The following is a 25,253-nucleotide window of genomic DNA, read 5'->3' on the forward strand; positions in this document are numbered from 1 at the left end:
AATGCGGTGGTGGCGCGCGTCCCCGGGCGGCAGGCTGGCCGCATGACGCACCGCCCCATGCGCGAGATACGCGCGCTGCACACCGACACCACCGTCACCGTCTACCAGGCGTACGCCCCCGCGATCGGCGTCCCCACCGCCCGCGACGGACGCTTCCCCGCTGCCTGGAAGCGGGACCGGATGACGTGGATCAAGCCGTCGTTCCTGTGGATGATGTACCGCTGCGGCTGGGGACTGAAGCAGGACCAGGAGACGGTCCTCGCGGTCGAGATCACCCGCGACGGTTTCGAGTGGGCCCTGCGCAACGCGTGCCTGTCGCACTACTCGCCGGACCTCCACTCCGACCAGGCCGCCTGGAAGCAGGAGTTGAGGCAGGCGCCCGCCCGGGTGCAGTGGGACCCCGAGCGCGACGTACGGCTGAACCCCCTTCCGTACCGCTCGCTCCAACTGGGCCTGGCGGGCAGGGCGGCCGGGCGGTACGCGGACGAGTGGACGGTGTCCGTCACCGATGTGACCCCGCTCGCCCACGAGGTGCACGCCCTGGTGAGGTCCGGGGACACGGCGGCGGCCGAGCGCCTGCTGCCGGAGGAACGCGCCTACCCGGCGGGCGCGGAACTGCTGGCCCACCTGGGCGGCGGCGCGTAGCCGCGGTGGGCCCTCCCCGGGCGCGGCCGTGGCCGCATCGCCCGGGGAAGGGTCACGCGGGCTAGAACAGTGAGTGCAGGAGCCGGTTGGGCGAGCCGGTGCGCGGGTCCCCGACCTTGTTGGGGGTGGCGTTGTTGACCAGGGCGTCGCGGACCTGGGCCGGAGTGGCGGTGGGGTTGGCGGAGACGTAGAGGGCGGCCACGCCCGCGGTGTGGGGGGCGGCCATCGACGTACCGGAGATGGTGTTGGTGGCCGTGTCGTTGTCCTTCCAGGCCGAGGTGACGCCGACCCCCGGCGCGAACAGGTCCAGGCACGTTCCGTAGTTGGAGAACGACGCGCGGCGGTCGCCGCTGTCGGTCGCGCCGACGGTGATGGCCTCGGGGACGCGGGCGGGGGAGTAGTTGCACGCGTTGGCGGGCCAGCCGAGGAAGTTGCCGTTGCCCGCCGCGACGGCGTAGCTGACGCCGGAGGCGATGGACCGCTTCACCGCGCTGTCGAGGGACGTGTTCGCGCCGCCGCCCAGGCTCATGTTCGCCACGGCCGGCTTCTGCGCGTTCGCCGTCACCCAGTCGACGCCGGCGATGACGCCCGCGTTCGTACCGGAGCCGGCGCAGTCCAGGACGCGCACCGCGACGAGCTTCACGGCCTTCGCGACGCCGTACGTCCTGCCGCCGACCGTGCCCGCGACATGCGTGCCGTGGCCCTGGCAGTCCTGGCCGTTCTGACCGCCGCCCACCGTGTCGGTGCCGACCGTGGCGCGGCCGCCGAACTCGCTGTGGGAGGTGCGGATTCCGGTGTCGATGATGTACGCCGAGACGTTCGAGGCGGTGGTGTTGTAGGTGTACGTCGTGGAGAGCGGGAGGTTGCGCTGGTCCACGCGGTCGATGCCCCAGGTGGCGTTCGTCTGCGTCTCGCTGAGCCGGACCCGGGAGTCCTGTTCGACGTACGCGACCTTCGGGTCTGAGGCGAGTTCCGCCGCCCGCGCCTTGGACATCGTGGCGGAGAAGCCCTTGAGGGCGCTGCGGTAGACGTGCTTCGGCGTGACGCCCAGGTCGGCGGCGCGCGTCGTGCCGTCCTTCAGGACGACGATCCAGCTGTTCTCGACCGCCGTCCGGGCCGGGGCCAGGCGGAGGTCTCCGGTGGGCGCGCTCTGTGCGGTGGGAGGGCCGGCGAGCTGGAGACCGGCTGCGAGGGCTATGACGGGGATCAGGGCCCCTGCGCGGCGGAGAGTACGTCTCATGTCGTGCACCTGACCTTTCGTTGACCGGATCTCGGGCAATTGCGGGGTGGTGCGGGCTCTTGCACGGGTGGTGCTGGTGCGTGGTACCTGCGCTGATGCGCGGTGCTGCGGGGTTTGTGTGCTGATGCGCGGTGGTGCGGATTGGCGCGCTGATGCGCGGTGGTGCGGCGCGATGCTCGTGGCGGCAGCACAGGGTCTCGTGCGGGGCACAAGTTCACAAGGTCGTACTGCGGGCGGATTCAAGCCAAAGGTGATCCTCGCGGCGCGCCCCCGCCGGGGCCGCCGCACGCGCCCCGCCGCACTCGTCCCCTAGTCGAACGTCCAGGTGAGCATGGCGAAATCGCCGTCGTCCCCGGCCCCCGCCGACCGGTACGTCGCCCGCGCCGCCTCGTTGTCGCGCTCCGTGCCCACCCACATGCCGTAGCAGCCCCGCTCCTTCGCGGCTTCCGCCAGCGCCCGCGTGAGCGTGCGGCCGATGCCGTGCCGCCGGAAAGCCTCGGCGACGGACAATTCGTACAGGGACATCTCGGTGCCCTTGTCCGGGTGGCTCATCTCGATGCCCGAGACCATCCCGGCCGGCTCCCCGTCGACGTACGCGACGAGCATCAGATGGCCGGGCGCGGCCAGGAAACGCTCGGCCCACTCCGGGCGGGCCGGGCCATCGTACAGGTGCTCGGCGGCGGTCAGTTCGGCCACGGTCGTCGCGCGCCGGACGACGGGTCGGATGTCCATGGGGCTCCCTCACTACTCCCGCTGCGGTACAGGACGCTCGCCCCGTACTCCTCGAGTACTCCACAGACTTCCGTCCGGGGGCAGCTTCGGCTGTCGTAACCGGCACCTAGGGTGCAGTTATGAAGCTACGCATTCCCCGCAGCCGGGCGCTCGCAGCAGCGGCCGTCGCCGGTGCCGTCCTCGTCGGGGGCGGCACCTGGACGGCGGTCGCCTCCGACAGCGACGCGCCCGCCGTGCACCGCGAGGAACGGATCATGGGCATGGACGGGGTGAGAATCGACACCTCGTTCTTCACGGCGGGCACAGGGTCCGGGAAACGGCCCGCCGTCCTCCTCGGCCACGGCTTCGGCGGCAGCAAGCGCGACGTACAGGCGCAGGCCGAGCAGCTGGCCCGCGACGGGTACGCGGTGCTGACCTGGTCCGCGCGCGGCTTCGGCCGGTCCACCGGAAAGATCGGACTGAACGATCCGGACGGCGAGGTCAAGGACGTGTCGCGGCTGATCGACTGGCTCGCCGAGCGCCCCGAGGTGCGGCTCGACGCGGACGGTGATCCGCGCGTCGGCGTCAGCGGCTCGTCGTACGGCGGAGCCATCTCGCTCCTCGCCGCCGGTCACGACAAGCGGGTCGACGCCGTCGCACCCCGCATCACGTACTGGAACCTGGCCGACGCGCTCTTCCCCGACGGGGTCTTCAAGAAGCTCTGGGCCGGACTGTTCATCAACACGGGCGGCGGCTGCGACAAGTTCGAGAAGCGGCTGTGCGAGATGTACGAACGGGTCGCCGTCACCGGAAAGCCGGACGCCGCCGCCCGTGACCTGCTGACGGCGCACAGCCCGTCCGCCGTCGGCGACCGCATCAAGGTGCCCGCGCTGATCGTCCAGGGACAGAACGACTCGCTCTTCCCCCTCGGCCACGCCGACGCCATCGCGAAGGCGGTCGACGGCAACGGCGCGCCCGTCGCCGTCGACTGGATCGCGGGCGGGCACGACGGCGGGAACAGCGAGGAGGCCCGTGTCGAGGGCCGGATCACCCGCTGGTTCGACCGTTACCTGAAGGACGACAAGGGTGTGGACACCGGGCCGGCCTTCCGTGTCACCCGTACCGGAGGTGTCGACTCCACGGACGGCGCGGCCCGGCTGAGGGGGGCGACGAGTGACCGCTACCCCGGTCTCGAAGCCGGGCAGCGGGAGTTGAAGCTCGCGCGAGGCGCGCGGGCACAGCACTTCACCAACCCGGCCGGGGCGAACCCGCCCGCCATCTCCGCCGTACCGGGCGTCGGGGCCCTCTCCCAGCTGTCCGGGCTCGGCATGGGGCTCTCCCTCGACTTCCCCGGCCAGAACGCCCGCTTCGAGACCGCGAAGCTCACTTCCGGCCTGCGCATCACCGGATCGCCGACGGTAAAGGTGAGGGTGAAGTCCGACCGCGACGACGCCGTCCTGTTCGGCAAGGTGTACGACGTGAGCGCGGACGGGCGCCGGCAGGTGCTGCCTTCCCAGCTCGTCTCGCCCGTCCGCGTCACCGGGGCCGGTGCGAAGGACGGCGCCACCGTCGAGCTGCGGCTCCCGGCCGTCGACCACGAGATCAGGGCCGGGCACCGGCTGCGCGTCGTGCTCGCCGCCACCGACCTCGGGTACGCGTCCCCGGCCGACCCGGCGGCGTACTCCGTCTCCCTCGAAGGGGACGGCCTGCTCAGCGTGCCCACCGCCTCCGGCGTGCGGACCCAGGCGGCCCCGCTGCCCTGGTGGGTGTGGGGGTTGCCCGCGATCGGCGTCGCCCTGGCCCTGGCGCTGCTGCTCACCGCCCGGCGGCGGTCCGCCGCGCCCGCGCCGGACCCGGCGCTCGCCGAGGTGCCGTTGCAGATCACCGGCCTGACGAAGAAGTACGCCAAGTCCGCCGACCGCTATGCCGTGCGCGAGCTCTCCTTCCGCGTCGACAAGGGCCAGGTCCTCGGCCTCCTGGGACCGAACGGCGCGGGCAAGACCACCACCCTGCGCATGCTCATGGGCCTCATCACACCCGACGAGGGCGAGATCCGGGTCTTCGGCCACGCCATCGCGCCGGGCTCTCCCGTCCTGTCGCGCGTCGGTTCGTTCGTCGAGGGCGCCGGCTTCCTGCCGCACCTGACCGGGCGCGCCAACCTGGAGCTGTACTGGCAGGCCACCGGCCGGCCCCCCGAGGACTCCCGCATGGACGAGGCCCTGGAGATCGCGGGCCTCGGCGACGCGCTGGAGCGCGCCGTGCGCACGTACTCGCAGGGCATGCGGCAGCGGCTCGCCATCGCCCAGGCCATGCTCGGGATGCCGGACCTGCTCATCCTCGACGAGCCGACGAACGGCCTCGACCCGCCCCAGATCCGCGAGATGCGGGACGTGATGATCCGGTACGCGGCGGCGGGACGCACCGTCATCGTCTCCAGCCACCTGCTGTCCGAGGTCGAGCAGTCCTGCACGCATCTCGTCGTGATGGACCGGGGCCGGCTGATGCAGGCCGGCCCGGTCGCGGAGATCACCGGCGGGACGGACACGCTGCTCGTGACGACGGAGGGCGAGGTGAGCGAGGCGCTGGCCGACAAGGTGGGCGCGCTGCCGGGCATCGGGTCCGCCGTACGCACCGACGCAGGGCTGCTCGTACGGCTGGACGGAGCATCGCCCAGCGCACTCATCGGTGAACTGGTCCGCCTCGACGTCCCGTTGACGGGTGTCGGTCCGAACCGTCGCCTGGAGGACGCGTTCCTCACCCTGATCGGAGGCTCGTCAGCATGAGCACCAACACCGTCGGACCGGCCACCGCGGGACCTGTCGGCGGGGCCGCCGAGGACTCCTCCCCGGGGCCCGCCACCGCATCGGCCCCCGGCTACCGGGCCGGCCGCACGCTCCCGCTGCGCGTCGAGGCGATGCGCCAGTGGCGCAGGCGGCGCACGATGGTCATGGCCCTGATACTGGGCGCACTGCCGCTCGTCCTCATCGCGGCGTTCGCGATCGGCGGTACACCGAGCGCCGAAGGCGGCCGGGTGACCCTGATGGACACCGCCACCGCGTCCGGCGCCAACTTCGCGGCGACGTGCCTGTTCGTGTCCGCCGGCTTCCTGCTGGTGGTGCCGGTGGCGCTGTTCTGCGGCGACACCGTGGCCTCCGAGGCCAACTGGTCCTCGCTGCGCTACCTGCTGGCGGCGCCGGTGCCCCGAGCCCGGCTGCTGTGGAGCAAACTCGCCGTGGCGCTCGCCTTCAGCCTGGGGGCGATGGTGCTGCTGCCGGCCGTGGCGCTGGTGACCGGGTCGCTCGCGTACGGCTGGGGCCCGCTGGAGCTGCCGACCGGCGGGTCGCTGCCGGCCGGGGACGCCGTACCGCGTCTCGCGCTGGTCGTGGGGTTCATCTTCACCTCCCAGCTGGTCACCGCGGCGCTCGCCTTCTGGCTGTCGACGAAGACCGACGCCCCCCTGGGCGCGGTCGGCGGCGCGGTCGGCCTGACGATCGTGGGCAATGTGCTGGACGCGGTGACGGCCCTGGGTTCCTGGCGCGACTTCCTGCCCGCCCACTGGCAGTTCGCGTGGGCGGACGCGCTTCAGCCGCAGCTGGAGTGGGGCGGAATGCTCAAGGGGGCGGCGGTGTCGGTGACGTACGCCGTGGTGCTCATCGCCCTGGCCTTCCGGGGATTCAGCCGCAAGGACATCGTTTCCTGACGGGGGGCGGCGGGTGCGGCCATGATGTGGTCATGGCCACTCTCCTGATCGTCCTCGCCGTCATCGCCACGGGGCTCTACGCCGGTTTCATGCTGATCTTCCTCACCGGCGTCATGCCCGCCCTCGCCCGGCTGACGGACGAGCAGTTCGTGGCGGCGATGCGGCGCATCAACGAGGAAGTACCGCGCGGCGTGTTCGTCTCCGCGATGCTCGCCTCGGTGGCCTTCCCGGCGGCCGCGCTGGCGGTCCCGGACGAGGACAGGTCGGGTGCGCGGTGGGCGCTGCTGGGGGCCGGTCTCGCTCTGGTGGTTCTCAACCACCTGGTCACGATCACCGGGAACATCCCGCTCAACAACGCCCTGGCCGCCTCCGAGCGGACGGGCGCCACCGACCGCGAGGCCCGCGCCGCCTTCGAGACGCGCTGGAACCGCCTGCACCTGGTCCGCACCCTGCTGGTGACGGCGGGCTTCGCCCTGACGGCCGGCGCCGCGCTGACCTGACGCCGCAGGCCGGGCCGGCTCCTGCGTGCGTGCGGTGCCCCTCGCCGTCCAGCGCAAAGCCCTCCGCGGGGGGAGGGCCGGCTGTCGTACGGAGTGAAGCGCCCCCGGCAGGACTCGAACCTGCGGCCAAGCGCTTAGAAGGGACTGATCCTCTTCGGTGTGATCACGGCTTTGACCTGCTGCTTAGAGGTTCAATAGGTACCTCGTGCAGCCTTTATCACCGCCCATCCACCGGAACGCGGGGTTCCGCAGCCTGGCGAGTGTCGATCCCCGACAGCGCTTTCCAGTGGTGGGGTGAGGAGCGCGTGTGGCTAGCGCCTCTGAGATCCGATCCGGGGCCGCAAGCTGTAAGGAACACCTGGCACACCTCTGTGCTCGCTCCACAGCCTGTCGCCGGACCGCGTGAGCATCCATCCATCGCCCTCGTAGGGCATGAGCTCGCCGACATTTAACTGCCCGAGAAGGTGGGTCAGCTCTATCGCAACTCGGAGGTCATGCTCTCGCTGCCGCTCGTCGGCGTTTGCGTATCCATCAGCGCGAGCCGTGAAATCTTCGTAGTTGAACTCGCCGATTCGGCGCCTGTGAGCGAGCAGAGCTTCGCGCTCGATGTATGCATCGGTGTATTCTCTGCCGAACCGGCGACCGTAATCACGGACCCGTTGTCGTTCCTTCTCCAGCATTTCAGGGCTGATTTGTTTCTGTCGTGCAACCGCGAGGTCCTCGGCGCGGGACAGTATCCAAGCTAGCGGTGACGGGCACAAGAAGATTGCCAGACTTCCATACCCGTCCCATTCGCAGTGGGTGTACGCAACCGCTTGAGCAACCCACCCGTAACGGTCACTCACGCTGGAGTTGGCAGACAGGTTCTTGAACTCGACACCGAAGGCGGGGTTCTCATCGAACCAAGGGTCTGGATCTTGGGGGCGCAGTACAGCATCTATTCGCGTCTTTTCGCCTGTCCAGTAACGCCCTTTAACCTGCTCCTCGATGTGGAACCACTGTGCCATCTTGTCGAGAACGAACGCGGCGAGTTCTTTCTCATTCGCGAACTTGCCAGGGGTGGGCGGCAACGCCTTCTGTTTGTAGCGCACTTGCTGGACTGTACGCCGCCGATGTGGCACCGGAACAGTAGGCAACCATTGCTGCCCAGGGGGTGGCTGAGTGCCAGCGGAGGCGGGCCGGATGGGCGACACCTGCTCTAGGACTTCGACCGCTGGCCCTCCGTGCACGCAAGCATGGCCTTGCGATTGCTGTGCCGAGGCGCTCGAGGATCGGGTTGGGTGCTGTCGTTGATGTCAGCCATAGACGTCAGGACTGGAAGAGCTGTGGATGCGGGCAGCGCTCCAGTGGGTTGTCCGGACGGTCCGCCCACTTCCACCAGACGTGCCGGCCGGGGTACCCGCCAGAACATGCGGCAGACTCGCTCCGGCGTCGTCGAGATCGTCGACTTGAAAGACGGTCGACGTGCGGGACCAGTTGTCGATGGGCAGCTGGCTTATGCTGCTGCGCTCGCGCGGGGAAGCCAGGTCGGCTTCACGGTTTGGTACGGAGCCGGCGCGTTATCCACCTCCAACCGGAGGAAGTTTATTTCTCAACGTCGGATAATGGTCAATCGCGCCGCCGTCGAGATGCCAGGTAGGAGAGTCCGTGGGAACCTAGTAGCGAGCCGTACCACTTGACGTTCTCTCGTAATACCGTCGGTTGAGTTGGAGAGGAGGCGCAATGAGTGTTAAGCAGCGCCGTAGCCGGTACCACGCAGTGATGGCAAAACAGGGCCACTACAGGAAGCTGCGCGGCAAGCAGGGAGTCCAGGCTCAAATGGAGCTGAACCAGCTTTGGGAGTTGACGCGACAGCATGGCGTTCCCCCTTACCCTATTCCGGGAGCGTACGCTGTTGCGGCCCTCGTTCAGGATGGGGAGTGTCAAGCCGACGAACCTCCCAAGCCCTTCTGGGGGCCGATCGGCAGGGAGGGCTACTTGCTTTATTGCTGCACTCACAGGCAGGAGCACTGCTACCGCATCGGCTACGCAGAATGACGAAAGCAACGTTCCTTAACGCGTTCACCACGCTTGGGATCGCGCTCTTGGGTGCCGGGTGGGCCTTTGTGTTCTACCAGGCGCTCTGGGGTGTCGTTGCTATCCCTCTAGTCATAGCCGGTATCGGACAAGCCATGTTCTTGGTTGGAAAGCGTATGGTACGTACACGCCCTAAGGGTTCCGTACGCTTGATGGAATGGGGCTTCTTGGGTCCTTTCTTCCTTGCCGTCATCGGGGCCGGCGCGATCATCCTGATTGCCGCCACGTTTGCACCTGGCGAAAAGGCGACGCCGGAAGAGAAGGGCATCATCACAGCCGCTAGCGGAGCTATCGTGGCCGCGATCGCCTCTGTCCTTGTCGGAAAGTCCGAGTCCCCATGGGTCAACTGGGTCGACAATCGAATTAGCCAGGCATTCAAGAATGCCTTCTCTAAGTACTTCGTGCTTCGTAGTCCGCCACAACTGGCTGTTTGGTCAATCCGCTTTGGAGAGTATGACGGGTGGGGGCGGAAGGCCAGACGAGCCCGTGCCGAAGAGATTGCGGATGCGCTGCAAGCAGGTACTCATACATTGACCGCCGTGGTCACAACAGGCCAGGGTGGCTCTCCACCCGCCTGAAGCGCCCGAGGGCGACGAGCTGGCAGTCGCGTGATTCCCCGGGCAGTGCCCCTAGCCAACGCTCGACTGGCGACCGTGATGCACTCACTCAGCATGAATCGAAATGCATGTGGGGCGCACCGATAGCAGGATGCGCCCCATGCGAGCGTCCCGCGCTATGAGTCGGCCGTGACCCATTCCTGTTCGAGGACTGAGAACAGGACGCTGTCCCGCCACGCGCCATTGGTGAAGACGTGGTCGCGGAGGATGCCCTCGCGAGTGAAGCCGAGCTTTTCGACCAGCTTGATTGAGGCAAGGTTGTCGGGTCCGATTGCTGCGCTGATGCGGTGGAGCCCCAGCGCGCGGAAGCCGAAGCGAATCATCGTGCGTGCCGCATCGGCCGCGTAGCCCTTACCCCATTCGGAAGCGGCTGTGGCGTACCCCAGTTTGCCAGCGCGGACGCCGCTCAAGCCGATGCGGCAGAACCCGACGACATGGTCGCTGGGCGGTACCACGATCGCGAGGTAGTACTCGCTGCGCGGCTCTTGCCGGGCGCGGCTGACGGCGCCTTCGAGCATGGATCGGGTGCCGTCGCGATCCCTACTGTCGAAGGAGAGCCAGCTCGTCACCCGGTCGTCGCCGACAATCTTCAGCGCATCGTCGACGTCGTCGAGGGTGAAGTCGCGCAGGGCAACGACGTCGCCCTCGATGCGGAGGGGGGCCGTCATGGGGAACTCCTTCATCGGGGGAGGGACTTGAGCGGGGTACGGGTGAACATTTCGATGCGCTCTTGCAGTTCGCTGCCGGGGACGGAGAGCGAGGATTGGCTGAGCGCGTTGTGGACTCGCATGGCGCTGTTCACGATGCCGTTGATGCGGTTCTCCGGGGCCAGTTCGAGGATCGGGCTCACCGCTTCGTCGGCACCTTCGAGTTCGCCGAGATTGATACGGGCGATCGCGAGGTCGGTGCGGCTGCCGGCCTCGTCACCGAAGGACCATTCCGGGTCGCTTGTGTCGGCGTACGCCTCTACCGCTCGCGCGGCGTAGCCCTGTGCGGCCCCGGCTTCGGAGGGAAGCCAGGCGAGGGCGTCGGCTGCGTAGTAGATCTGGCGGGAGCGGCCGAAGGTGCACATGCCGCCGAGCTCGTCGACTTCGTCGGGGCGGACGGTCTCCCACGCGTCTTCAGCTCGGCGGATCGCCGAGTGGGTTTGGTCAGCGTTGCCTAGGGCGGCCCACGCGCGTGCCTCGCTCACCGGGAGCCAGACCGCGGTTGTGCTGTGGCCAAGCGTGGCAAATTGGGCTCCGGCCTGGGCGTACTTCACGGATTCGTGAAGGCGTCCGGCCCAGTACGAGATGAGGGATTGAAGGCCGCGGATCCAGGCGCGCAGGCCGTTGTGGTCGGCGTTCTCCGCGCAGAGATAGGCGGTGCGAGCCTGGGTGAGTGCTGCATGCGGGTCGGCGAGGTCGTGGCTGGCCTTCGCGAGGAGGCCGCTGGTCACGCCGGTCAGGAAGTAGAGCTGCCTGGCTTGCTCGGGGCGCTGGCGGTTTTCCAGCAGGGTGTACAGGGTCTCTTGGGTCTGCACCAGGTCGCCCAAAAGCTCGGAGAGAGGGCGCTGCGGGTAGTCCGTCGCGAGCTGGCGTACGTCGTCGTGGATCTGTTCCATCACTTCTCTCGTGAGGTTCCCCTGGTTCGCCGTGAGGGCGAAGGCCTTTGCCCGTCGCGCTGCCAAGCTGATCAGCTCCTTGTCGAGGTCGGGCTGGCCGGTCGCGACCACCAGGCCCGAGGGCCTCCGCTCCGCTGAAGAGGCTGTTGCTTCCCAGGGGCGGAGTAACTCGTTCAGCGGTTTGCCGAACATTGCCTGCAAGACACGGCGGGTGACAGGGGTGGTGTTGCTGCGCTCGCCGCTCGCGAGGCGCCGCAGATGCCGCGTGCTGAGCGTCGCGTCCTCGTTCAACTGCCGTGCCCGGCGGTCGAACTCCGTGGCGATCTCCTCGTAGGTGCGGTCCTCTTGCCAGAGCAGGTGCTCCAGCACGGTTCGTGGTTCCCGGCTGCTCCTACTCGCGGTGCCGGCCACGGCGCCTCCCTGTGTCGCGTGCCTTACATGTCCTCAGTGTCGATCGATGACGGAGCTGCGTCCTTACGCGGTCCGGTTCCGGTCCGCTGCATGTCCGCCAGCGGTCCATGTCTGGCCCTCGTGTGGTCATGGTGGCCTATTTGAGAGTCGTCGTCAGGAGGAACCGACGATGACTCAGGAACCGCTGGCACCACACAAGTTGCCGCCCACGCTGGCCTTATCGGCCTCGTTGGGCTTGAGCTTCGAGCGCTGCGACGCGCTCCTTGAGCTGCTCAACTTCCGCACGAATGGCTTCGAAGTCGCTCGGCTTGTCTTGCTCGCCGGACGGTCTCGTACGCGGTGGCTGTGCGTCGTCAGTGACGAAGTTTCCTCTTACACCTTCGGACCTGATGAGGCCCTCGTCGCGAAGGATGCGGAGCCCGTTCTGAACGGTCTGAGTCGCGACCCCGAATCGCTCCGACAGCTGCTTGTGCGTGGGCAGCTTCTTGCCCGGCTTCAGCAGGTCGTCAGCGATGTCTTGGCGGATCGCGTCAGCGATTTGCACGGACGGCAGGCGGGGGTCATCCGGATCGATGCTCATGCCTCTGAGCGTATCCGGCAGCTCGAACTAGAACGAGATGCCTCAAGGGGCTTGTGCTCTAGCTTGAACAAGCTCAAACTAGTTCACACGCGACCGTCTCCGGCCAAGGGATCGGCGGCCGCTGCATCAGAGATCCAGTCCCAATCACGAACTGGAGTGGCGATGAAAGCGTTCGTTGCCGGTCATGAGGCCATGTCGGCCCATGACTTCGCTGAGCTGTCGCTCGGCATCGACTTGGAGTTATTCACCGGATCGCCTAGCGAAGCCCGCCCGGACAGGCGCGTACGACTTGCAGTGGCGCGCGAGGTGCTGACGGAGCTGCGCGAGGCGGGGGAGTCGGACGAGCTGGTGGCAGGGGCCGCTCAGCTCGCCGCAGCCCTGCTGCGCGGCCGTGGCGACCGGAAGCGGGGCAAGCGATGACCCGTACCGGCAAGACCTTGCCCGTGATCGCCGGGACGAGGTCTGCGCATCTGTCGGGCGGGGCGGCCGCCGGTGTGACGCTCGGTTTCGACCCCGCGCCGGATCCGGGCTTGAAGGCCGCGCTGTGCAAGGGGATTGAGCCGGAGCTGTTCTTCCCGGAGCGAGGCGACCGCCGGTCGGCTGCGCTGGCACGTGAGATCTGTGCGCAGTGCCCGGTCGTGGCGGCCTGTCTCGCCGACGCTCTCGCGAGCGAGGGCGACGCCGGCCACAGCATGCGTTTCGGTATCCGGGGCGGCAAGAGCCCCGAGCAGCGATACGCGATCTACCAGCGAACCGCCCCGGCCGCCCCGGCTGAGGCCGTAGCTGTTGCGGCCCCCGCGCCCGCCGGGTCAAAGCGGAGGCCGGTCAAGTGCGGTACCCGCCGCGGCTACCAGAAGCACCGCCGCAACGGCGAGCGGGCGTGCGACGCCTGCCGGCACGCGAACACCGCCGCGGACCGTCGTCTGCGCACCACCGGATCTACGAAGGAGGCGGCGGCATGACCGGGACGGCAACGAGTGTGAGCAACGCGGTGCCAGCCCTCGCAAAGGCGGAGCGGGTCCTGTTGGGCGCGGTCGCGGTGACGGCTGCCGGGGTTGGGGTGCTGGGTCTCGCGTCGTCTTTCGACGCTGTATCGGCTGCGGCCGCGCGCTGGGACTTCGGGACTCCGTGGATGCTGCCGATCGGCATCGACGTCGCGATCCCGGTGTTCACCGCGGCGAACCTTCTGCTGATCCGGATGAACATGCCGCTCGCTTGGGTTCGGTTCGTGCCGTGGGCGCTGACGCTGGTGACGTGCTGGCTGAACGTCGCGGCTGGGCACTCGCTCTCTGCGAAGCTCGCGCACGGCACGATGCCGCTGCTGTGGGTGGTCCTCTCTGAGATCGCCGCACATGTGTATGCGGTACGGATCGGTGCGGTCACCGGGCGGCGGATGGAGAAGATCCGCCGCTCGCGGTGGCTGCTCGCCTTCCCTTCCACCTTCGCGCTGTGGCGCCGGATGACGCTGTGGGAGATCACCTCGTACGGCGAGGCGCTGGAGCGCGAGCGCGAGCGGCAACTCGCGCGTGCGGACCTGCGGCAGACGCACGGGCGGCGGTGGCGCTCGAAGACCCCGCGCCGCACGCGCGTGTTGCTCAAGCTCGGGGAACTCACCCCCGCCGTCGCGCCCGAAGTCGAGCCTGTGCCCACCCCTGATGAGCCCCCGGCTCTGCCCGCGAGTGAGCCCGCTGTCGGGCGGGTGAGCCTGGTAAAGCAGCAGGCTGCACCCAACAACCCCCCGGCCGCGAACGTGCCCGCGAAGCGGGAGCCCAAGCCGCGCCGCAAGCAGGTTGCGGCGGCCCGCGTACAGGCCGCGCAGACCGCACGTGCGAGCGTTCCGCAGGAGAAGGACGACGCGCGCGAGTGGGCTCTTGAACGGCTGCGCGCGGGTCGCGAGGCGAAGTGGAGCGAGCTCGCGGAAGAGTCCGGGCGCGGCGAGACCTGGTGCCGTCACCGGATCCGCGAGGCGAAGGAACAGCTCGCGGGCAGCGCGCCGCAGTCTGCGGGCGAGCGGCCCGGATTGCACCTTGTACCGGCCGGGAGCGAGTCCTGATGTCGGCCGCATTCGGCAAGTGCTACGACCCATCCGGCGCGAAGCACGGGATACCCACGTTCCCGTGGCGCTTAGCCCCGGACGGCTACGCCACCCGCCGCCAGCTCCGCGCCTGCGGCTTACGCCCCGGGGGGCAAGCAGTCGCCGCGCAGGTGATGCGCCGCTCCCGTCGTCGTAAGGCCGGGGTGTCGGTCGCCTACCTCTACCGCATCGACCAGGCCAAGCCGGTACGGCCTATGACCCCGGCGAAGTGGGCCGCCCACGCGAAAGCGATGCTCGCCCGCCGAACCTGCCCCAACTGCCGTACGGACGCCGGTTACTGCATTCCGACCTCGCTCGGCATGTGCGTGACCTGCGCCTATCCCGAAGAACAGCGCGCCGCCTAACCCATGGAAGGAGAGCCCCACTGTGTCTGAGATCCACACCATCGACCAGTCGGAAGAGCCGGACCTTACTGAGACCAGCGAGGAAACGGCGGCCGTGCTGCCGTTTCCACTCCGCAAGAAGACCCAGGACGAGCCCACCGCGCCGGGTGAGGTCAAGCCCGGAGAGTGGGAAGCGGAGCTCCCCGACGACACCGCCGACGAGGACGACGACGGAGTGTCGGAGGGCGATCCGGTCGACCCGCCGCGTGAGAAGTACCCGCCGTCCATTAGCGAATGGATGGAAGCCCACGACAAGGCGCGGCCGACCGTCCTTCCCGACTGGGTCAAGCTGCCCGACCAGCGCGCCGCAGTGCGCAAGTGGGCGGTGCGGCACTACTCGACGATGGTCGGGTATCACGCGCTACGCCTGCCCTGCGTCTACACGCCGAAGCTGTTGGCCTACTCGCCGCGCGGTGCGTGGCGTTGGTCGACTGCGGTCGGCCGGTGGGTGTCCGACGCAGAGGGTTTGCCGGTCCGCCTTGCGGCCGTGCGTGCGGAGGATGCGGGCGAGTACCTGAAGCTGTCGCGGCAGCGGGACGCGCGGGTGAAGCTGCGTAGCGTCATCGCCACCGTGAGCGGGTTCGTCGGCCTGGTTGCCGCGCTCACGCTGTACGTCATAGCCCCGTCGTGGCTGCTGATGTTGTCGGTGGCGGCGTTGACGAGCGTGCTCGGCTTCGCGGGGGCGCCGGCCGACCGGCCGCTGATCGACCGGGCCAAGGTGACGTTCCGCAGGCGCAAGCTGTCGTCGGACATCATCACGCGGGCGTTCACCGCGGCCGGGCTGACCGTGAAGGATCAGGGCATTGCTTTCCCGCGGCCGATCGGCCGGGACGGGGACGGCTGGCGCGTCGTGGTCGACCTGCCGTACGGCAAGTCGTTCGCGGATGCTCTGGCCAAACGCAAGGCGCTGGCGTCCGGCATCGACATCGCGGCCACCCAACTGTTCCTGGACCCTGATCTGTCCTCGGAGCGCAGGGTGTCGATGTGGATTGCCGACCGTGACCCGCTCGCGGTTCCCTCCGGTCGCACACCGCTGCTGGGCGCGACGCGGGTGGACTTCTGGCAGCCGTTCCCGTGGGGCGTGGACGAGCGGGGCAACCCGGTCATGGCATCGATGCTGTGGCTGTCACTGCTGGTCGGAGCGGTTCCCCGGCAGGGCAAGACGTTCTCTGCCCGCACGATCGCCCTCGCTGCGGCGCTGGACCCGCATGTGCGGCTCATTGTCTTCGACGGCAAGGCGTCGCCGGACTGGCGCGCGTTCGCCAAGGTCGCGCACCGCATCGGTTTCGGCATCGTGCCCCGCAACGGCGTCGACCCGGTGGAGCAACTGGTCGCCGCGCTGATGGAGCTGAAGGCCGATGTGGAGGACCGCTACCACCGGCTGTCCGAACTGCCGCTGCACATCTGCCCCGAGGGCAAGCTCACCCCGGAGATCAGCCGGGACAAGAAGCTGAACATGCCGCTCACGCTGGTCGTCGTGGACGAGGTGCAGGAGTACTTGCAGCACCCCGTGCACGGCAAGACCGTCCTTGAGCTGCTGGTCTACCTCGCCCGCGTGGCGCCGGCCGTCGGCGTCTCGGTCATGAACTCGACGCAGAAGCCGGACGACACCGCCTGCCCGTCGGTCCTGCGCGACCAGCACCAGGCCCGCTTCTCCCTGCGGGTCGGTTCCTGGCAGGTCTCCGACGTGGTGCTCGGTGCGGGCTCCTACAGCGAGGGCCTGGACGCATCCCGGTTGCTCAAGTCCCACAAGGGCGTGGGGCTGCTCAAGGGCATGTCAGATGAGGCGGGGATCGTCCGCACCTACCTTGCCGACGGCCGCGACGCCGACAGCGTCCTGACCCGCGCCCGCGCCCTGCGGGAGGACGAAGGGACCCTGTCCGGCGACGCCGCCGGAGAGGTCGCCGCCGTACACAACGGCGACGCGATCCTGACCGACGTGGCCGCGGTGTTGGGCCGCAAAGAAGACAAGGTCTGGTCCGAGACCGTCGTCGACCGCCTCGCGGACCTGAACCCGGACGCCTACGGCGAGTGGGCCGCGCTGGAGGGCCGCGCCAAGGCCGACCAGCTCGCTGCCGCGCTCAAGCCCTACGGCATCAAGACCGACCAGGTGTGGGGCAAGACCGACAGCGGCAAGGGCGCCAACCGCCGCGGCATCGAGCGCCAGCACATCATCGACGCCGTCACGGAGCGCAACAAGAAGCGAGCCGCGAAGTAGCCCGCAGAGGTTGCTAGGTCTAGCAAGCCCCCTCGCTAGACCTAGCAACCTCGCTAGCGACCCAAACCCACCCTGATCAGGTCGCTAGCACCTAGCGGCCCACCTGCGGAAACCCCCGAAACTCACCCTGGAGGCCCTTCGTGACCCTTCCCGCGCTCGCTAGCGCCCTCCTGATCCTTCTCACTCTCTGTTACGCCTGCGTGTGCGCTGCCCAGCCATTCGGTCGCTGCCGCAAGTGCGACGGACTCGGCTTCCAGCTCACCCACGACCGCAAGGGACGGCCCAAGCGCGGCAAGCACTGCCGCCGCTGCAACGGCCACGGCATCCGCATACGGCGCGGCCGACACCTGTGGAACCAGTGGGCCCGCACCTACCGCCAAGGCACCGCCCCCACCCCCAAACACCCCGCCCAGAAGGGATAGCCACCCATGGCCATCACCGTCTCCCTCGTCGCCCTGTTCGGACTCGTCCTGTTCTTCCTCCTGCGCTCCAAGTCCCTCGGCTACGGGTCCGCCTTCATCGCCATGATGTTCGGCTTCTACCTCGCCTCCACCGGAGCCTCCAAGCCGATGAACGACCTGACAACCGCCGTCGTCGACGCCCTCGGCAACCTCTAGGAGGCTGGCCATGAACGAACCCATCGTCGCCCGCCACTGGCTCACCTTCACCGCCCCCAAAGCGGCCCCCGCCGTAGCCACAACCACCGTTCTGATCCTGGGCAGGATCTGGAACGCCAACGGCGCTGAACACAGCGTCGGCAACGCAGCCTTGATGGTCGTGCTCGCCGCCGGGGCTGCGGCGGCCGGCGCCTTCGCCTCTGCCGGACGGGCCGGGGATTCCGTCATTGCCGGTACCGCGTTCGCCGCGTCCGGCGGGCTGGCTCTGGCCGGGGTTGCCGGATACGCCGACGGCATCTCGCTGCCGCTGTTGCTGTGGGCGCTGGCCACCACGGTCGCGTACGGCATCGCGGCCCGCTACTGGCGCACCGACCACCGCGAGAGCGTCGCCCACCACCGGCACACCACCGAACGGCGCGAGGAACACGGCCACATCGAGCGCGTCGAAGCCCTGCGCGCCGGGGCACAGATCCAGGTCGCCCGCGAGGGCGCCGCCTACGCCGAAGCCCTCGCCCAGGCCCTCACCACCCGGGCTGCCCTGCCCGGCTTCGACCCCACCGTGCTCACCCGCGCCGGACTGCCCGAACTCCCCACCAGCGAGATCACCAAGGAGAACTGAGCCATGGACGAGGACGACTTCATCGACTGCGAACTTTGCGCCCCCAGCGACGACAGCGAGCCCTACCCGTACGCCCACTGCTGCGACTGCGGCGCCGACGGCTCCAGCGAAAACCCCGACTGCACCTGCGAGTAGCAACCCGCCAAGGAGAGCCATGTTCGAGATCCGCGTCATCTGCACCGACTCCGACATCCCCGCCGTCACCGAAGCCCTGTCCATGGTGTTCACCACCGGGGCCGTACGGCAGAGCAAGACGTTCGACGGCACCAAGACCCGCCTGTACATCACCGCCGAACACCGCCCGCAGGCGTGGCCGACACCCGAGGCCGCGTACGCGACGGCCCCCAGCATCATCAGCGAAATCGGATGGACCGCAGAGCGCGCCCGCGAGGCGCTGTGGCCGATCGGACCGCAGGACGTCAGGGAGTTCTGGCTCCGCAAGGCCGCCGTCCTGGACCGCATCGCGCTGAGTGAAGCCGATGGCCGTGGGCTCAACGACCCGTCCGACGCGGCGGAAGTTGCAACCGAGGCGGCCCGGCGCCTGCTGGACGTCGACAGCGGCGCGGGCCTCGCCTCCAGCGGAACGGGCGGCCCGTACACGCCGGATCACCCGGACAGCATCCGCGACCCGCGCGGATACGTCCGCCAGGAATACGCCATCTGGCAGCGGAACCAGTAGCGACGCCCGTGGGCGGGTGTCTCCGGCCAAGGAACGGCACCCGCCCACGGTTCTCCCGTCCCAATCACTGAATCAGGAGAGCTTCAGAATGCCTCACCGCACCCCCGACGGACAGCTCAGGGCAGCGCTTGACGCTGCCGCCCGTGGCTGGCACGTCTTCCCCCTCACGCCGGGCAGTAAGCGCCCGGCCGTGCGGGCCTGGCAGGACCGCGCCACCATCGAAGCCGAGCGCATCACCCGATGCTGGCGGTCCGGCTCGTTCAATGTTGGCCTGGCCACCGGCCCTTCTGGCCTGGTTGTCGTCGACCTCGACACCCCCAAGGGGCCGAGTGACCTGCCGCCGGCGGACTGGGCTCTGCCCGGCATTGCCGACGGCACTGACGTGTTCGCCGCGTTCTGCGAACGCCACGAACAGCCTTATCCGGGAAACACGTTCACCGTGCGGACCCGCAGCGGTGGGACGCACCTGTACTTCGCCGCTCCTGCCGGATTCGAACTGCGGAACACCGGCGGCAAGATCGGTTGGAAGGTCGACACCCGCGCGGTCGGCGGATATGTCGTAGCCGCAGGCAGCACGGTCGACGGCCACCCGTACCAGACCGTCCACGACACTCTCCCGGCCGCCCTGCCCGGCTGGCTCGCCGACGTCCTCGCGCCCAAGCCCACACCAGCGCCGGTCCGGCTTCCCGCACAAGCGCCCGGCCGCCGCGCCGTCGGTCTCGTGAAAACCGTGCTGGACGCGCCTGAGGGCGAGCGAAACAACCGTCTGTACTGGGCCACCCTGCGCGCCTACGAGCGCGGCAGCGAGGCGGCCGCCGGAATTGCCGCCGCCCTCGTCGACGCGGCCGTCAGCGTGGGGCTGTCCGAGCGTGAAGCCCGCGCCACCGTGGCATCCGCAGAGCGCAAGATCCGGGGCGGGCGATGAACAGCGAGACCAAAGCCAAGGAACTCCTGTCCAAGAACGGCGTCGACTCTGAGGCATCCGAGCGGGGCAAGGGGCCCTCGCAGGCCTCCCAGCTTGTTGCCCTCGCCCGGGAACGGTTCGACGTCTTCATGTCCGACGACGGTCGCCCCTACGCCGTGACTCAGGGTGGCCCGAACATCGCCCTGCCATTGCGTGGAAAGGCCGGCCTCCGCTCCCAGCTCGCCCGCCTCTACACGGAGGCAACCGGCGGCAATGTGCCCTCACAGTCCGCACTCGCGGACGCGATGACCGTCCTAGAAGGCATCGCGGCCGTCGCCGACCCCTGCACGCCGCAGCTGCGGACCGCCCGCCACGGGGAGCACATCGTCGTCGACCTCGCCAGCGCTGACGGTCGCTGCGTCCTCATCAGCCCGGACGGCTGGGAGAGGAGCCCCCGCTCCCCGGTTCTCTTCCGCCGCTCTGGGGCGATGAAGATCCTGCCTATGCCAGTCCGCGAGGGTGACGGCCTGGCCAAGCTCCGTGACCTGATGAACACCAGCGAGGAAGGCTTTCACCTGCTTGTTGCATGGCTGGTGGCGTCGTTCATCCCGGACCTGCCGCACCCGATCCTCACCTTCCGAGGGGAACAGGGCACCGGAAAGTCGAAGGGTGCGGCGATGGTCATCGGGATTGTCGACCCGTCCGGCGCGCCGAAGCGCACCGCGCCCCGGGATGTGAAGTCGTGGGCGACGCAGGCCTTCAACTCGTGGGCGCTGTGCATCGACAACGTCTCGTACATCCCGGACTGGTTCTCCGACGCACTGTGCCGCGCGGTCACGGGTGACGGCATTGTCGACCGCGCCCTCTACACCGACGACGACGTCGTCGTCCTCGAATTCCGGCGGGTGCTGGCCATGACCACTATCGACGCCGGGGCCCTCGCGGGCGACCTCGCCGAACGTCTCCTGACCATTGAGCTGCACACCATCCCCGACCGGAACCGGCGTGAGGAAGCCGAGCTGGATCGCGCCTATCGCGACGCTCACCCCAGCATCCTGGCCTCGCTGTTCGACCTTCTGTCACGGGTCCTGCGGGCACTGCCCGACGTCCAGCTCACCGCCCGGCCGCGCATGGCCGACTTCGCCCGTGTACTCGCGGCCGTCGACCATGTCACGGGGTGGGACACCCAGGGCAGCTATCGGGCGACCGCCGCCGACGCGGTCGCCGACGTCCTCGAAGGCGAGCCTTTCGCCCGCGCCGTTGTCGACCTCGTACGGGCCGCCGGCCCTGCCGGGGTCTGCATGACAGCCGCCGACATCCTCGGCAAGGTCGTCATACCCGAGAAGCTGCCGAAGAAGTGGCCCAAGGACGCCACCCGCGCGGGTGGCCAACTCAAGCGCCTTGCCCCCGCCCTGCGGGCCATCGGCATTGACGTCGACGACACGCAGCGTGAGCCCACCGGCAACCGCTCGCGTCTCTACCGGCTGACCTCAGTGGAGACAAGCTGCATTCCAGCACCCGGAGCGCCCACAGCGCCCGGGGCTACCACTGACCAGCACAAACGCCGGGGTGCTGCGGAAGCGCACAGCACCCGGACAGCGCCCACCAGCACCCGCGAGCGCCCGCCCTCGGGTGCTGCCGGTGCTGAACCGGGTGCTGTGAACGCGACAGCGCCCGCATCCCCCGCCCCGCTTGAACAGGGCGAGCTCGACCTGTCGGGTGCTGCGGGCGCTCCGGGCGCTGCGTTGCAGCACATCTCTACATCCACCGTCCTTTGCGACGGCTGCCACACGCCCATCGACCCGGCACTCGTCACAGCGGGTGAAACAACTCACCCCTGCTGCGACCCGATTGAGAGGTCTGTCCAGTGACGACTTCCACCATCGGGACACGGGCGATGCTCACGCTGACCGAGCTCTGCCAAGAGCTCCAGATCTCCCGATCGACCTTCTACGACTGGCGTCAGAAGGGGCGCGCACCACGCTGCATCAAGCTCCCGAACGGTGACCTCCGCATCCGCCGTGGCGACTTGAACAACTGGCTTGATGACCGGGAGGACAGGGACTGATGGACAGCACGTACAACGTCAAGGTCTGGAAGACCGCGACGTACAAGGGCGCCAGAGGAACCACGTACACGGTCCGGTGGACGCTCGACGGGCAGGAGAAGCGGGCGCCCTTTGCCACCCGGGCGCTAGCGGACGCCTTCCGCTCGGAGCTGGTCAGCGCCACCCGCCGGGGTGAGGCCTTCAGCCTCGCCACGGGGCGGCCGGTCTCACACACGTCCGGGGCTAGCGCGACGAACTGGTACGAATTCGCGATTCAGTTCGTCGACGCCAAGTGGTTACACACGTCTGGGAACAACCGAAAGAACGTAGCCAAGGCGTTCATGACGGCGACCATCGCGCTGCTGCGTACGGAGCCGACTGGGTTCAAGCCCATCGACGTACGCACGGCTCTGCGTGAATGGGCCTTCAACACGAAGCGACGCAACGACGCACCCCCGGACGTGGCTGCGATTCTTCGATGGGTTGAGCGCAACACTCTGACGATGGCTGCGTGGGAGGATCCGGAGAAGGTCGAAGAGGTCCTGAACGCCCTGGCCACCAAGCTGGATGGCAAGCCCGCAGCAGCGTCGTGCATCAAGCGCCACCGCCGGATCATGAACGTCGCGATGGAGTACGCGGTGAAGCACAAGGTCCTGAGGTCGAATCCCTTGCCAAAGGGGAGAGGGACGGCCCCGAAGACCTCTTCTGCGGTGGACAAGCGCAGCCTGATCAACCCCACGCAAGCCGCGGCCTTGCTCGGGTGGGTGCGCCGCCGCACCCGCGGCGGGCGGCGCCTGCACGCATTCCTCGCCACGATTTATTACGCCGGCCCGCGCCCGGAGGAGGCTGTGGCGATGTACGTACGCGACGCGGTGCTGCCGGACGAAGAGGACGAAGACCAGTGGAGTGAGCTGTTGTTCCATACGGCCCAACCGGAGGTGGGAAAGCAGTGGACCGACACAGGGGAGGTTCATGAGGAGCGTGGACTCAAAGGGCGGGCCGCAGGTGACACCCGCAATGTGCCCTGCCGTCCTGCCTTGACTCGGATCCTGCGTGAGCACATCAAGACCGAGAAGCTGAAGCCCGGCGACCTTCTGTTCCCGGGGGAGAAGGGCGGCCTGCTGGCGGGCTCAGTCTTCCGCCGGGCGTGGGGCACGGCTCGTAAGAAGGTCCTCACTGCCGACGAGTGCGCATCGCCGCTCGGTAGGCGGGTCTACGACCTGCGGCACACCTGCCTGACCACGTGGCTCAACAACGGGGTCCCGCCGGCGCAGGTCGCAGAGTGGGCGGGCAACAGCGTGCCTGTGCTGCTCGCCACGTACGCCCGCTGCATCTCTGGGCAGCTCAAGGATCACCAGAAGCGTATCGAGGCCACGCCGGACCTTGAGGAGCGGCACGGGGAAGGCTGATCCGGTGGCCACGGAGAACGTCACCGCGCATTCTCCGTGGCCACCCGTAGAAACCCGGTGACAGCCGGATACCGCCGGACCCTCCCCGACGTTGTCGGCGGGCGGCCCGGCTCTTGCGTGCGTGCTGGGATCGACCGCTGACCAGCAAAAAAGCCCTCCACGGGGGAGGGCTGGGCGGTGGTGCCCCCGGCAGGACTCGAACCTGCGGCCAAGCGCTTAGAAGGCGCCTGCTCTATCCACTGAGCTACGGGGGCCGGATCATGGCCTCGGTGGCCTTGAGCCCCTGGCTGAAAGGGACCTGGACCTTGCCGGGGACAAGGATAGGGCTCCGATCGCCTGGGGCCGGTTGCTTCACCTGCGTGGCACGATGTGGAGGTTCAGTGAAGCGAACCTGATAATCGCAGGCGAGTGCGAATCTCGCACCGCTTTTGACGTCTCCCGTCCCGGGTGTTGTGCACTCGTTATGCCTGTGCCCCGCTCGTACCGTCCGTTCCTCACCGCCAATCGGCGCGCATAAGCGCGCTTAGAAGCCTTTAGGCTTCTAAAAGGCTCCAAAATTGGGCATTCTTCGCATGTGGTGACCTTGGACGCACGGCCTCAGCTGATCGACGCACTTTCCGCCCTGCGCGACCGTGTCGCCGCCGTGCGCCTCCCGCTCCCCCTACCAGGGGCCCCCGCGCGCGGCAGACACGGATCGAGTTGCTGGCGCAGCTCGACGACTATCTGCTGCCACGGCTGAAACAGCCCGAAGCGCCGCTGCTCGCCGTCATCGGCGGGTCCACCGGAGCCGGGAAGTCCACCCTCGTCAATTCACTCGTGGGCAGGCGGGTGAGCGAGGCCGGCGTCCTGCGCCCCACGACGCGCACCCCTGTGCTCGTCTGCCACCCGGACGATCACCACTGGTTCGCCAACCTGCGGGTTCTTCCGCAGCTCACCCGCGTATGGCTGCCCCGGCAGGAGGGTGAGGAGGAGGCGGTGGGAGGGCCGCCGGGCGCGGACAAGGACGCCGACGGCGGCGACACACTGCGGGTCGAGACCGTGGGCACCCTGCCGCGCGGCCTCGCCCTCCTCGACGCCCCCGACATCGACTCACTGGTCGCCGGGAACCGGGTGCTCGCCGCCGAGCTCATCTGCGCCGCAGACGTGTGGGTGATGGTGACGACCGCTTCCCGGTACGCCGACGCCGTCCCGTGGCACCTGCTCCGTACCGCGAAGGAGTACGACGCCACCCTCGTGACCGTTCTCGACCGGGTGCCCCACCAGGTCATCGGCGAGGTGTCGCGGCAGTACGCCGCGCTGCTCACCAAGGCCGGACTCGGCGACGTACCCCGGTTCACCATCCCCGAGTTGCCGGAGTCCGCGGGCGGCGGAACCGGACTGCTGCCCTCCACCGCCGTCGAGCCGCTGCGCGCCTGGCTGGCCCACCGTGTGCACGACCCGGCGGCCCGCCAGCAGGCCGTCGGCCGCACCGCGACCGGCGTCATCGAGTCGCTCAACGCCCGGATGCCCGAACTCGCCGGGGCCGTCGCCGCGCAGTACGCCGCCTCCGTACGCCTGTCCGGGGACGTGGAGGAGGCGTACGAGAAAGAGGGAACGCGGGTACGCCGCAGGCTCCAGCGCGGCGCGGTCATGTCCGGCGACGCCCTCACGCGCTGGCGCGGATATCCGCTGGACAGTTCGGCGGGTGAGCTTCTGGACTCGCTCGTCGCGAGCCTCACCGCGCTGCTGCAGTGCGCCGTCGCCGCCGCCGACGAAGCCGTCCACGAGGCATGGCGGCGGGAGCCCGCCGCGGGCGCCGTGGCCTTCCGCACCCCCGACCGCGAGGCGGGCGAGCGGATCGGGATCGCCGCACGGCGCTGGCGCCGGGTGCTCGAAGAGCTCGCGGAGGAAGAGGTACGGGACCTGGAGCGGCCGCCCGCGCCCGACGCGGAGACCGTCGCCGCCCTGCTCGCCGCCGCCCTGCTGGGCGGCCGCCGCGCCCGCACCGCCGGGGAACGGCTCGCCGAGCGGATCGGCGCCGTCGCCGCGACCCGGCTGCGCGACAAGGGCGGGGAGCTCCTCACGACGTACATCCAACGCGTACTCAATGCCGAAAGGGACCGCCGGCTCGCGCCGATCGACGCCCTCGAAGTGACCCCGGAGCCGCAGGCCGCGCTGATCGCCGCGCTCTCCGTGCTGCAAAAGGAGAAGTGATCGCGA

At 68.9% G+C, this 25,253-nt stretch carries 25 protein-coding genes, 1 tRNA gene and 1 pseudogene; 20 read left to right on the forward strand and 7 right to left on the reverse strand.

All coding sequences use genetic code 11. The annotated features are described in order from the left end of the window. The first annotated feature begins 42 nt into the window (after positions 1–42). On the forward strand, positions 43–645 hold the full coding sequence (locus AS594_RS22350; protein WP_069930701.1) for a DUF4291 domain-containing protein: 603 nt from the start codon (positions 43–45) through the stop codon (positions 643–645). Between the two features lie 61 nt (positions 646–706). Here AS594_RS22350 and AS594_RS22355 read toward each other — a convergent pair whose 3' ends face one another. Together AS594_RS22355 and AS594_RS22360 are read right to left on the reverse strand one after the other, a co-directional pair. After that, a complete protein-coding gene (locus AS594_RS22355) occupies positions 707–1,885 on the reverse strand; it encodes a S8 family peptidase (RefSeq protein ID WP_167368037.1) in 1,179 nt (392 codons plus the stop codon). Positions 1,886–2,194: 309 nt separating this feature from the next. Further along, positions 2,195–2,617, reverse strand: a complete 423-nt coding sequence (locus AS594_RS22360) for a GNAT family N-acetyltransferase (protein ID WP_069935302.1) — start codon at positions 2,615–2,617, stop codon at positions 2,195–2,197. A 119-nt stretch (positions 2,618–2,736) separates the two neighbouring features. On the opposite strand from AS594_RS22360, the gene AS594_RS22365 reads away from it, so the two are divergent. The 3 genes from AS594_RS22365 to AS594_RS22375 are packed head-to-tail and all read left to right on the forward strand — an operon-like array spanning position 2,737 to position 6,796. Continuing rightward, complete coding sequence (locus AS594_RS22365; protein ID WP_069935303.1) at positions 2,737–5,379, forward strand: alpha/beta fold hydrolase; 2,643 nt, start codon at positions 2,737–2,739, stop codon at positions 5,377–5,379. Beyond that, complete coding sequence (locus tag AS594_RS22370; RefSeq protein ID WP_069928707.1) at positions 5,376–6,296, forward strand: ABC transporter permease; 921 nt, start codon at positions 5,376–5,378, stop codon at positions 6,294–6,296. Before AS594_RS22365 ends, AS594_RS22370 begins: the two co-directional genes overlap by 4 nt. A gap of 32 nt (positions 6,297–6,328) precedes the next feature. Next, a complete protein-coding gene (locus AS594_RS22375; protein ID WP_069928708.1) occupies positions 6,329–6,796 on the forward strand; it encodes an anthrone oxygenase family protein in 468 nt (155 codons plus the stop codon). A gap of 311 nt (positions 6,797–7,107) precedes the next feature. Here AS594_RS22375 and AS594_RS43965 read toward each other — a convergent pair whose 3' ends face one another. After that, positions 7,108–7,887, reverse strand: a complete 780-nt coding sequence (locus tag AS594_RS43965; RefSeq protein WP_141747177.1) for a hypothetical protein — start codon at positions 7,885–7,887, stop codon at positions 7,108–7,110. 942 nt (positions 7,888–8,829) lie between these two features. Here AS594_RS43965 and AS594_RS43970 point away from each other — a divergent pair. Beyond that, positions 8,830–9,450 carry a hypothetical protein gene (locus AS594_RS43970; protein ID WP_141747178.1) on the forward strand — a complete coding sequence of 207 codons (621 nt, stop codon included), beginning with the start codon at positions 8,830–8,832 and terminating at the stop codon, positions 9,448–9,450. A 155-nt stretch (positions 9,451–9,605) separates the two neighbouring features. On the opposite strand, the gene AS594_RS22390 is transcribed toward AS594_RS43970, so the two are convergent. The 3 genes from AS594_RS22390 to AS594_RS22400 form a co-directional block, all read right to left on the reverse strand. Beyond that, the gene (locus tag AS594_RS22390) at positions 9,606–10,157 is read right to left on the reverse strand and encodes a GNAT family N-acetyltransferase (protein WP_079148731.1); all 552 of its coding nucleotides are present in this window, start codon (positions 10,155–10,157) and stop codon (positions 9,606–9,608) included. A gap of 11 nt (positions 10,158–10,168) precedes the next feature. Next, on the reverse strand, positions 10,169–11,503 hold the full coding sequence (locus AS594_RS22395; RefSeq protein ID WP_206281719.1) for an NsdA family TPR-like regulatory protein: 1,335 nt from the start codon (positions 11,501–11,503) through the stop codon (positions 10,169–10,171). A gap of 217 nt (positions 11,504–11,720) precedes the next feature. Continuing rightward, positions 11,721–12,083 (reverse strand): GntR family transcriptional regulator, encoded by a 363-nt coding sequence (locus tag AS594_RS22400; protein ID WP_240509076.1) that lies wholly within the window; start codon positions 12,081–12,083, stop codon positions 11,721–11,723. A 162-nt stretch (positions 12,084–12,245) separates the two neighbouring features. Here AS594_RS22400 and AS594_RS22405 point away from each other — a divergent pair, with 162 nt between their 5' ends. The 14 genes from AS594_RS22405 to AS594_RS22460 all read left to right on the forward strand — a co-directional run bounded on the left by AS594_RS22405 (position 12,246) and on the right by AS594_RS22460 (position 23,054). Continuing rightward, positions 12,246–12,503, forward strand: a complete 258-nt coding sequence (locus tag AS594_RS22405; RefSeq protein ID WP_069935306.1) for a hypothetical protein — start codon at positions 12,246–12,248, stop codon at positions 12,501–12,503. Beyond that, complete coding sequence (locus AS594_RS22410; protein ID WP_069935307.1) at positions 12,500–13,045, forward strand: WhiB family transcriptional regulator; 546 nt, start codon at positions 12,500–12,502, stop codon at positions 13,043–13,045. Before AS594_RS22405 ends, AS594_RS22410 begins: the two co-directional genes overlap by 4 nt. After that, the gene (locus tag AS594_RS22415; RefSeq protein ID WP_079148732.1) at positions 13,042–14,136 is read left to right on the forward strand and encodes a DUF2637 domain-containing protein; all 1,095 of its coding nucleotides are present in this window, start codon (positions 13,042–13,044) and stop codon (positions 14,134–14,136) included. Before AS594_RS22410 ends, AS594_RS22415 begins: the two co-directional genes overlap by 4 nt. Then, positions 14,136–14,522 carry an RRQRL motif-containing zinc-binding protein gene (locus AS594_RS22420; protein WP_069935308.1) on the forward strand — a complete coding sequence of 129 codons (387 nt, stop codon included), beginning with the start codon at positions 14,136–14,138 and terminating at the stop codon, positions 14,520–14,522. Before AS594_RS22415 ends, AS594_RS22420 begins: the two co-directional genes overlap by 1 nt. A 22-nt stretch (positions 14,523–14,544) precedes the next feature. Next, positions 14,545–16,779 (forward strand): cell division protein FtsK, encoded by a 2,235-nt coding sequence (locus tag AS594_RS22425; protein ID WP_069935309.1) that lies wholly within the window; start codon positions 14,545–14,547, stop codon positions 16,777–16,779. A 140-nt stretch (positions 16,780–16,919) separates the two neighbouring features. Continuing rightward, positions 16,920–17,201 (forward strand): hypothetical protein, encoded by a 282-nt coding sequence (locus AS594_RS41220; RefSeq protein ID WP_079148733.1) that lies wholly within the window; start codon positions 16,920–16,922, stop codon positions 17,199–17,201. A 6-nt stretch (positions 17,202–17,207) separates the two neighbouring features. Continuing rightward, complete coding sequence (locus AS594_RS22430; protein ID WP_069935310.1) at positions 17,208–17,396, forward strand: hypothetical protein; 189 nt, start codon at positions 17,208–17,210, stop codon at positions 17,394–17,396. 10 nt (positions 17,397–17,406) lie between these two features. Next, the gene (locus AS594_RS22435) at positions 17,407–18,015 is read left to right on the forward strand and encodes a hypothetical protein (RefSeq protein ID WP_069935311.1); all 609 of its coding nucleotides are present in this window, start codon (positions 17,407–17,409) and stop codon (positions 18,013–18,015) included. 3 nt (positions 18,016–18,018) lie between these two features. Further along, a complete protein-coding gene (locus tag AS594_RS47285) occupies positions 18,019–18,150 on the forward strand; it encodes a hypothetical protein (protein WP_276207413.1) in 132 nt (43 codons plus the stop codon). A gap of 19 nt (positions 18,151–18,169) precedes the next feature. Further along, positions 18,170–18,694, forward strand: coding sequence for a hypothetical protein (locus AS594_RS22440; protein ID WP_069935312.1), 525 nt, complete (start codon positions 18,170–18,172; stop codon positions 18,692–18,694). Between the two features lie 88 nt (positions 18,695–18,782). Continuing rightward, complete coding sequence (locus AS594_RS22445; RefSeq protein WP_069935313.1) at positions 18,783–19,619, forward strand: bifunctional DNA primase/polymerase; 837 nt, start codon at positions 18,783–18,785, stop codon at positions 19,617–19,619. Continuing rightward, a complete protein-coding gene (locus AS594_RS22450) occupies positions 19,616–21,469 on the forward strand; it encodes an ATP-binding protein (protein WP_206281720.1) in 1,854 nt (617 codons plus the stop codon). The genes AS594_RS22445 and AS594_RS22450 overlap by 4 nt, the downstream gene beginning before the upstream one ends. A 26-nt stretch (positions 21,470–21,495) precedes the next feature. Then, on the forward strand, positions 21,496–21,666 hold the full coding sequence (locus AS594_RS22455; RefSeq protein WP_069935972.1) for a helix-turn-helix transcriptional regulator: 171 nt from the start codon (positions 21,496–21,498) through the stop codon (positions 21,664–21,666). Further along, the gene (locus AS594_RS22460) at positions 21,666–23,054 is read left to right on the forward strand and encodes a tyrosine-type recombinase/integrase (protein WP_069935314.1); all 1,389 of its coding nucleotides are present in this window, start codon (positions 21,666–21,668) and stop codon (positions 23,052–23,054) included. Before AS594_RS22455 ends, AS594_RS22460 begins: the two co-directional genes overlap by 1 nt. Positions 23,055–23,232: 178 nt before the next feature. On the opposite strand, the gene AS594_RS22465 is transcribed toward AS594_RS22460, so the two are convergent. Further along, positions 23,233–23,308 (reverse strand) — tRNA-Arg (locus tag AS594_RS22465). A gap of 329 nt (positions 23,309–23,637) precedes the next feature. Here AS594_RS22465 and AS594_RS22470 point away from each other — a divergent pair. After that, positions 23,638–25,247: pseudogene (locus AS594_RS22470) on the forward strand (dynamin family protein). The last annotated feature ends 6 nt before the right edge of the window (positions 25,248–25,253 follow it).

Source organism: Streptomyces agglomeratus (assembly GCF_001746415.1).
Lineage (GTDB): Bacteria > Actinomycetota > Actinomycetes > Streptomycetales > Streptomycetaceae > Streptomyces > Streptomyces agglomeratus.

What these genes read in the sequence shown, in the direction of transcription:
- AS594_RS22410 (WP_069935307.1), top strand. Translation starts at nt 12,500, where the DNA reads ATGACCCGTACCGGCAAGACCTTGCCCGTGATCGCCGGGACGAGGTCT.
- AS594_RS22460 (WP_069935314.1), top strand. Translation starts at nt 21,666, where the DNA reads ATGGACAGCACGTACAACGTCAAGGTCTGGAAGACCGCGACGTACAAG.
- AS594_RS22455 (WP_069935972.1), top strand. Translation starts at nt 21,496, where the DNA reads ATGCTCACGCTGACCGAGCTCTGCCAAGAGCTCCAGATCTCCCGATCG.
- AS594_RS22370 (WP_069928707.1), top strand. Translation starts at nt 5,376, where the DNA reads ATGAGCACCAACACCGTCGGACCGGCCACCGCGGGACCTGTCGGCGGG.
- AS594_RS22365 (WP_069935303.1), top strand. Translation starts at nt 2,737, where the DNA reads ATGAAGCTACGCATTCCCCGCAGCCGGGCGCTCGCAGCAGCGGCCGTC.
- AS594_RS22355 (WP_167368037.1), bottom strand. Translation starts at nt 1,885, where the DNA reads ATGAGACGTACTCTCCGCCGCGCAGGGGCCCTGATCCCCGTCATAGCC.
- AS594_RS22450 (WP_206281720.1), top strand. Translation starts at nt 19,616, where the DNA reads ATGAACAGCGAGACCAAAGCCAAGGAACTCCTGTCCAAGAACGGCGTC.
- AS594_RS43970 (WP_141747178.1), top strand. Translation starts at nt 8,830, where the DNA reads ATGACGAAAGCAACGTTCCTTAACGCGTTCACCACGCTTGGGATCGCG.
- AS594_RS22445 (WP_069935313.1), top strand. Translation starts at nt 18,783, where the DNA reads ATGCCTCACCGCACCCCCGACGGACAGCTCAGGGCAGCGCTTGACGCT.
- AS594_RS22390 (WP_079148731.1), bottom strand. Translation starts at nt 10,157, where the DNA reads ATGACGGCCCCCCTCCGCATCGAGGGCGACGTCGTTGCCCTGCGCGAC.
- AS594_RS22350 (WP_069930701.1), top strand. Translation starts at nt 43, where the DNA reads ATGACGCACCGCCCCATGCGCGAGATACGCGCGCTGCACACCGACACC.
- AS594_RS22360 (WP_069935302.1), bottom strand. Translation starts at nt 2,617, where the DNA reads ATGGACATCCGACCCGTCGTCCGGCGCGCGACGACCGTGGCCGAACTG.
- AS594_RS22440 (WP_069935312.1), top strand. Translation starts at nt 18,170, where the DNA reads ATGTTCGAGATCCGCGTCATCTGCACCGACTCCGACATCCCCGCCGTC.
- AS594_RS22420 (WP_069935308.1), top strand. Translation starts at nt 14,136, where the DNA reads ATGTCGGCCGCATTCGGCAAGTGCTACGACCCATCCGGCGCGAAGCAC.
- AS594_RS47285 (WP_276207413.1), top strand. Translation starts at nt 18,019, where the DNA reads ATGGACGAGGACGACTTCATCGACTGCGAACTTTGCGCCCCCAGCGAC.
- AS594_RS22435 (WP_069935311.1), top strand. Translation starts at nt 17,407, where the DNA reads ATGAACGAACCCATCGTCGCCCGCCACTGGCTCACCTTCACCGCCCCC.
- AS594_RS22400 (WP_240509076.1), bottom strand. Translation starts at nt 12,083, where the DNA reads ATGAGCATCGATCCGGATGACCCCCGCCTGCCGTCCGTGCAAATCGCT.
- AS594_RS22430 (WP_069935310.1), top strand. Translation starts at nt 17,208, where the DNA reads ATGGCCATCACCGTCTCCCTCGTCGCCCTGTTCGGACTCGTCCTGTTC.
- AS594_RS22405 (WP_069935306.1), top strand. Translation starts at nt 12,246, where the DNA reads ATGAAAGCGTTCGTTGCCGGTCATGAGGCCATGTCGGCCCATGACTTC.
- AS594_RS22415 (WP_079148732.1), top strand. Translation starts at nt 13,042, where the DNA reads ATGACCGGGACGGCAACGAGTGTGAGCAACGCGGTGCCAGCCCTCGCA.
- AS594_RS22375 (WP_069928708.1), top strand. Translation starts at nt 6,329, where the DNA reads ATGGCCACTCTCCTGATCGTCCTCGCCGTCATCGCCACGGGGCTCTAC.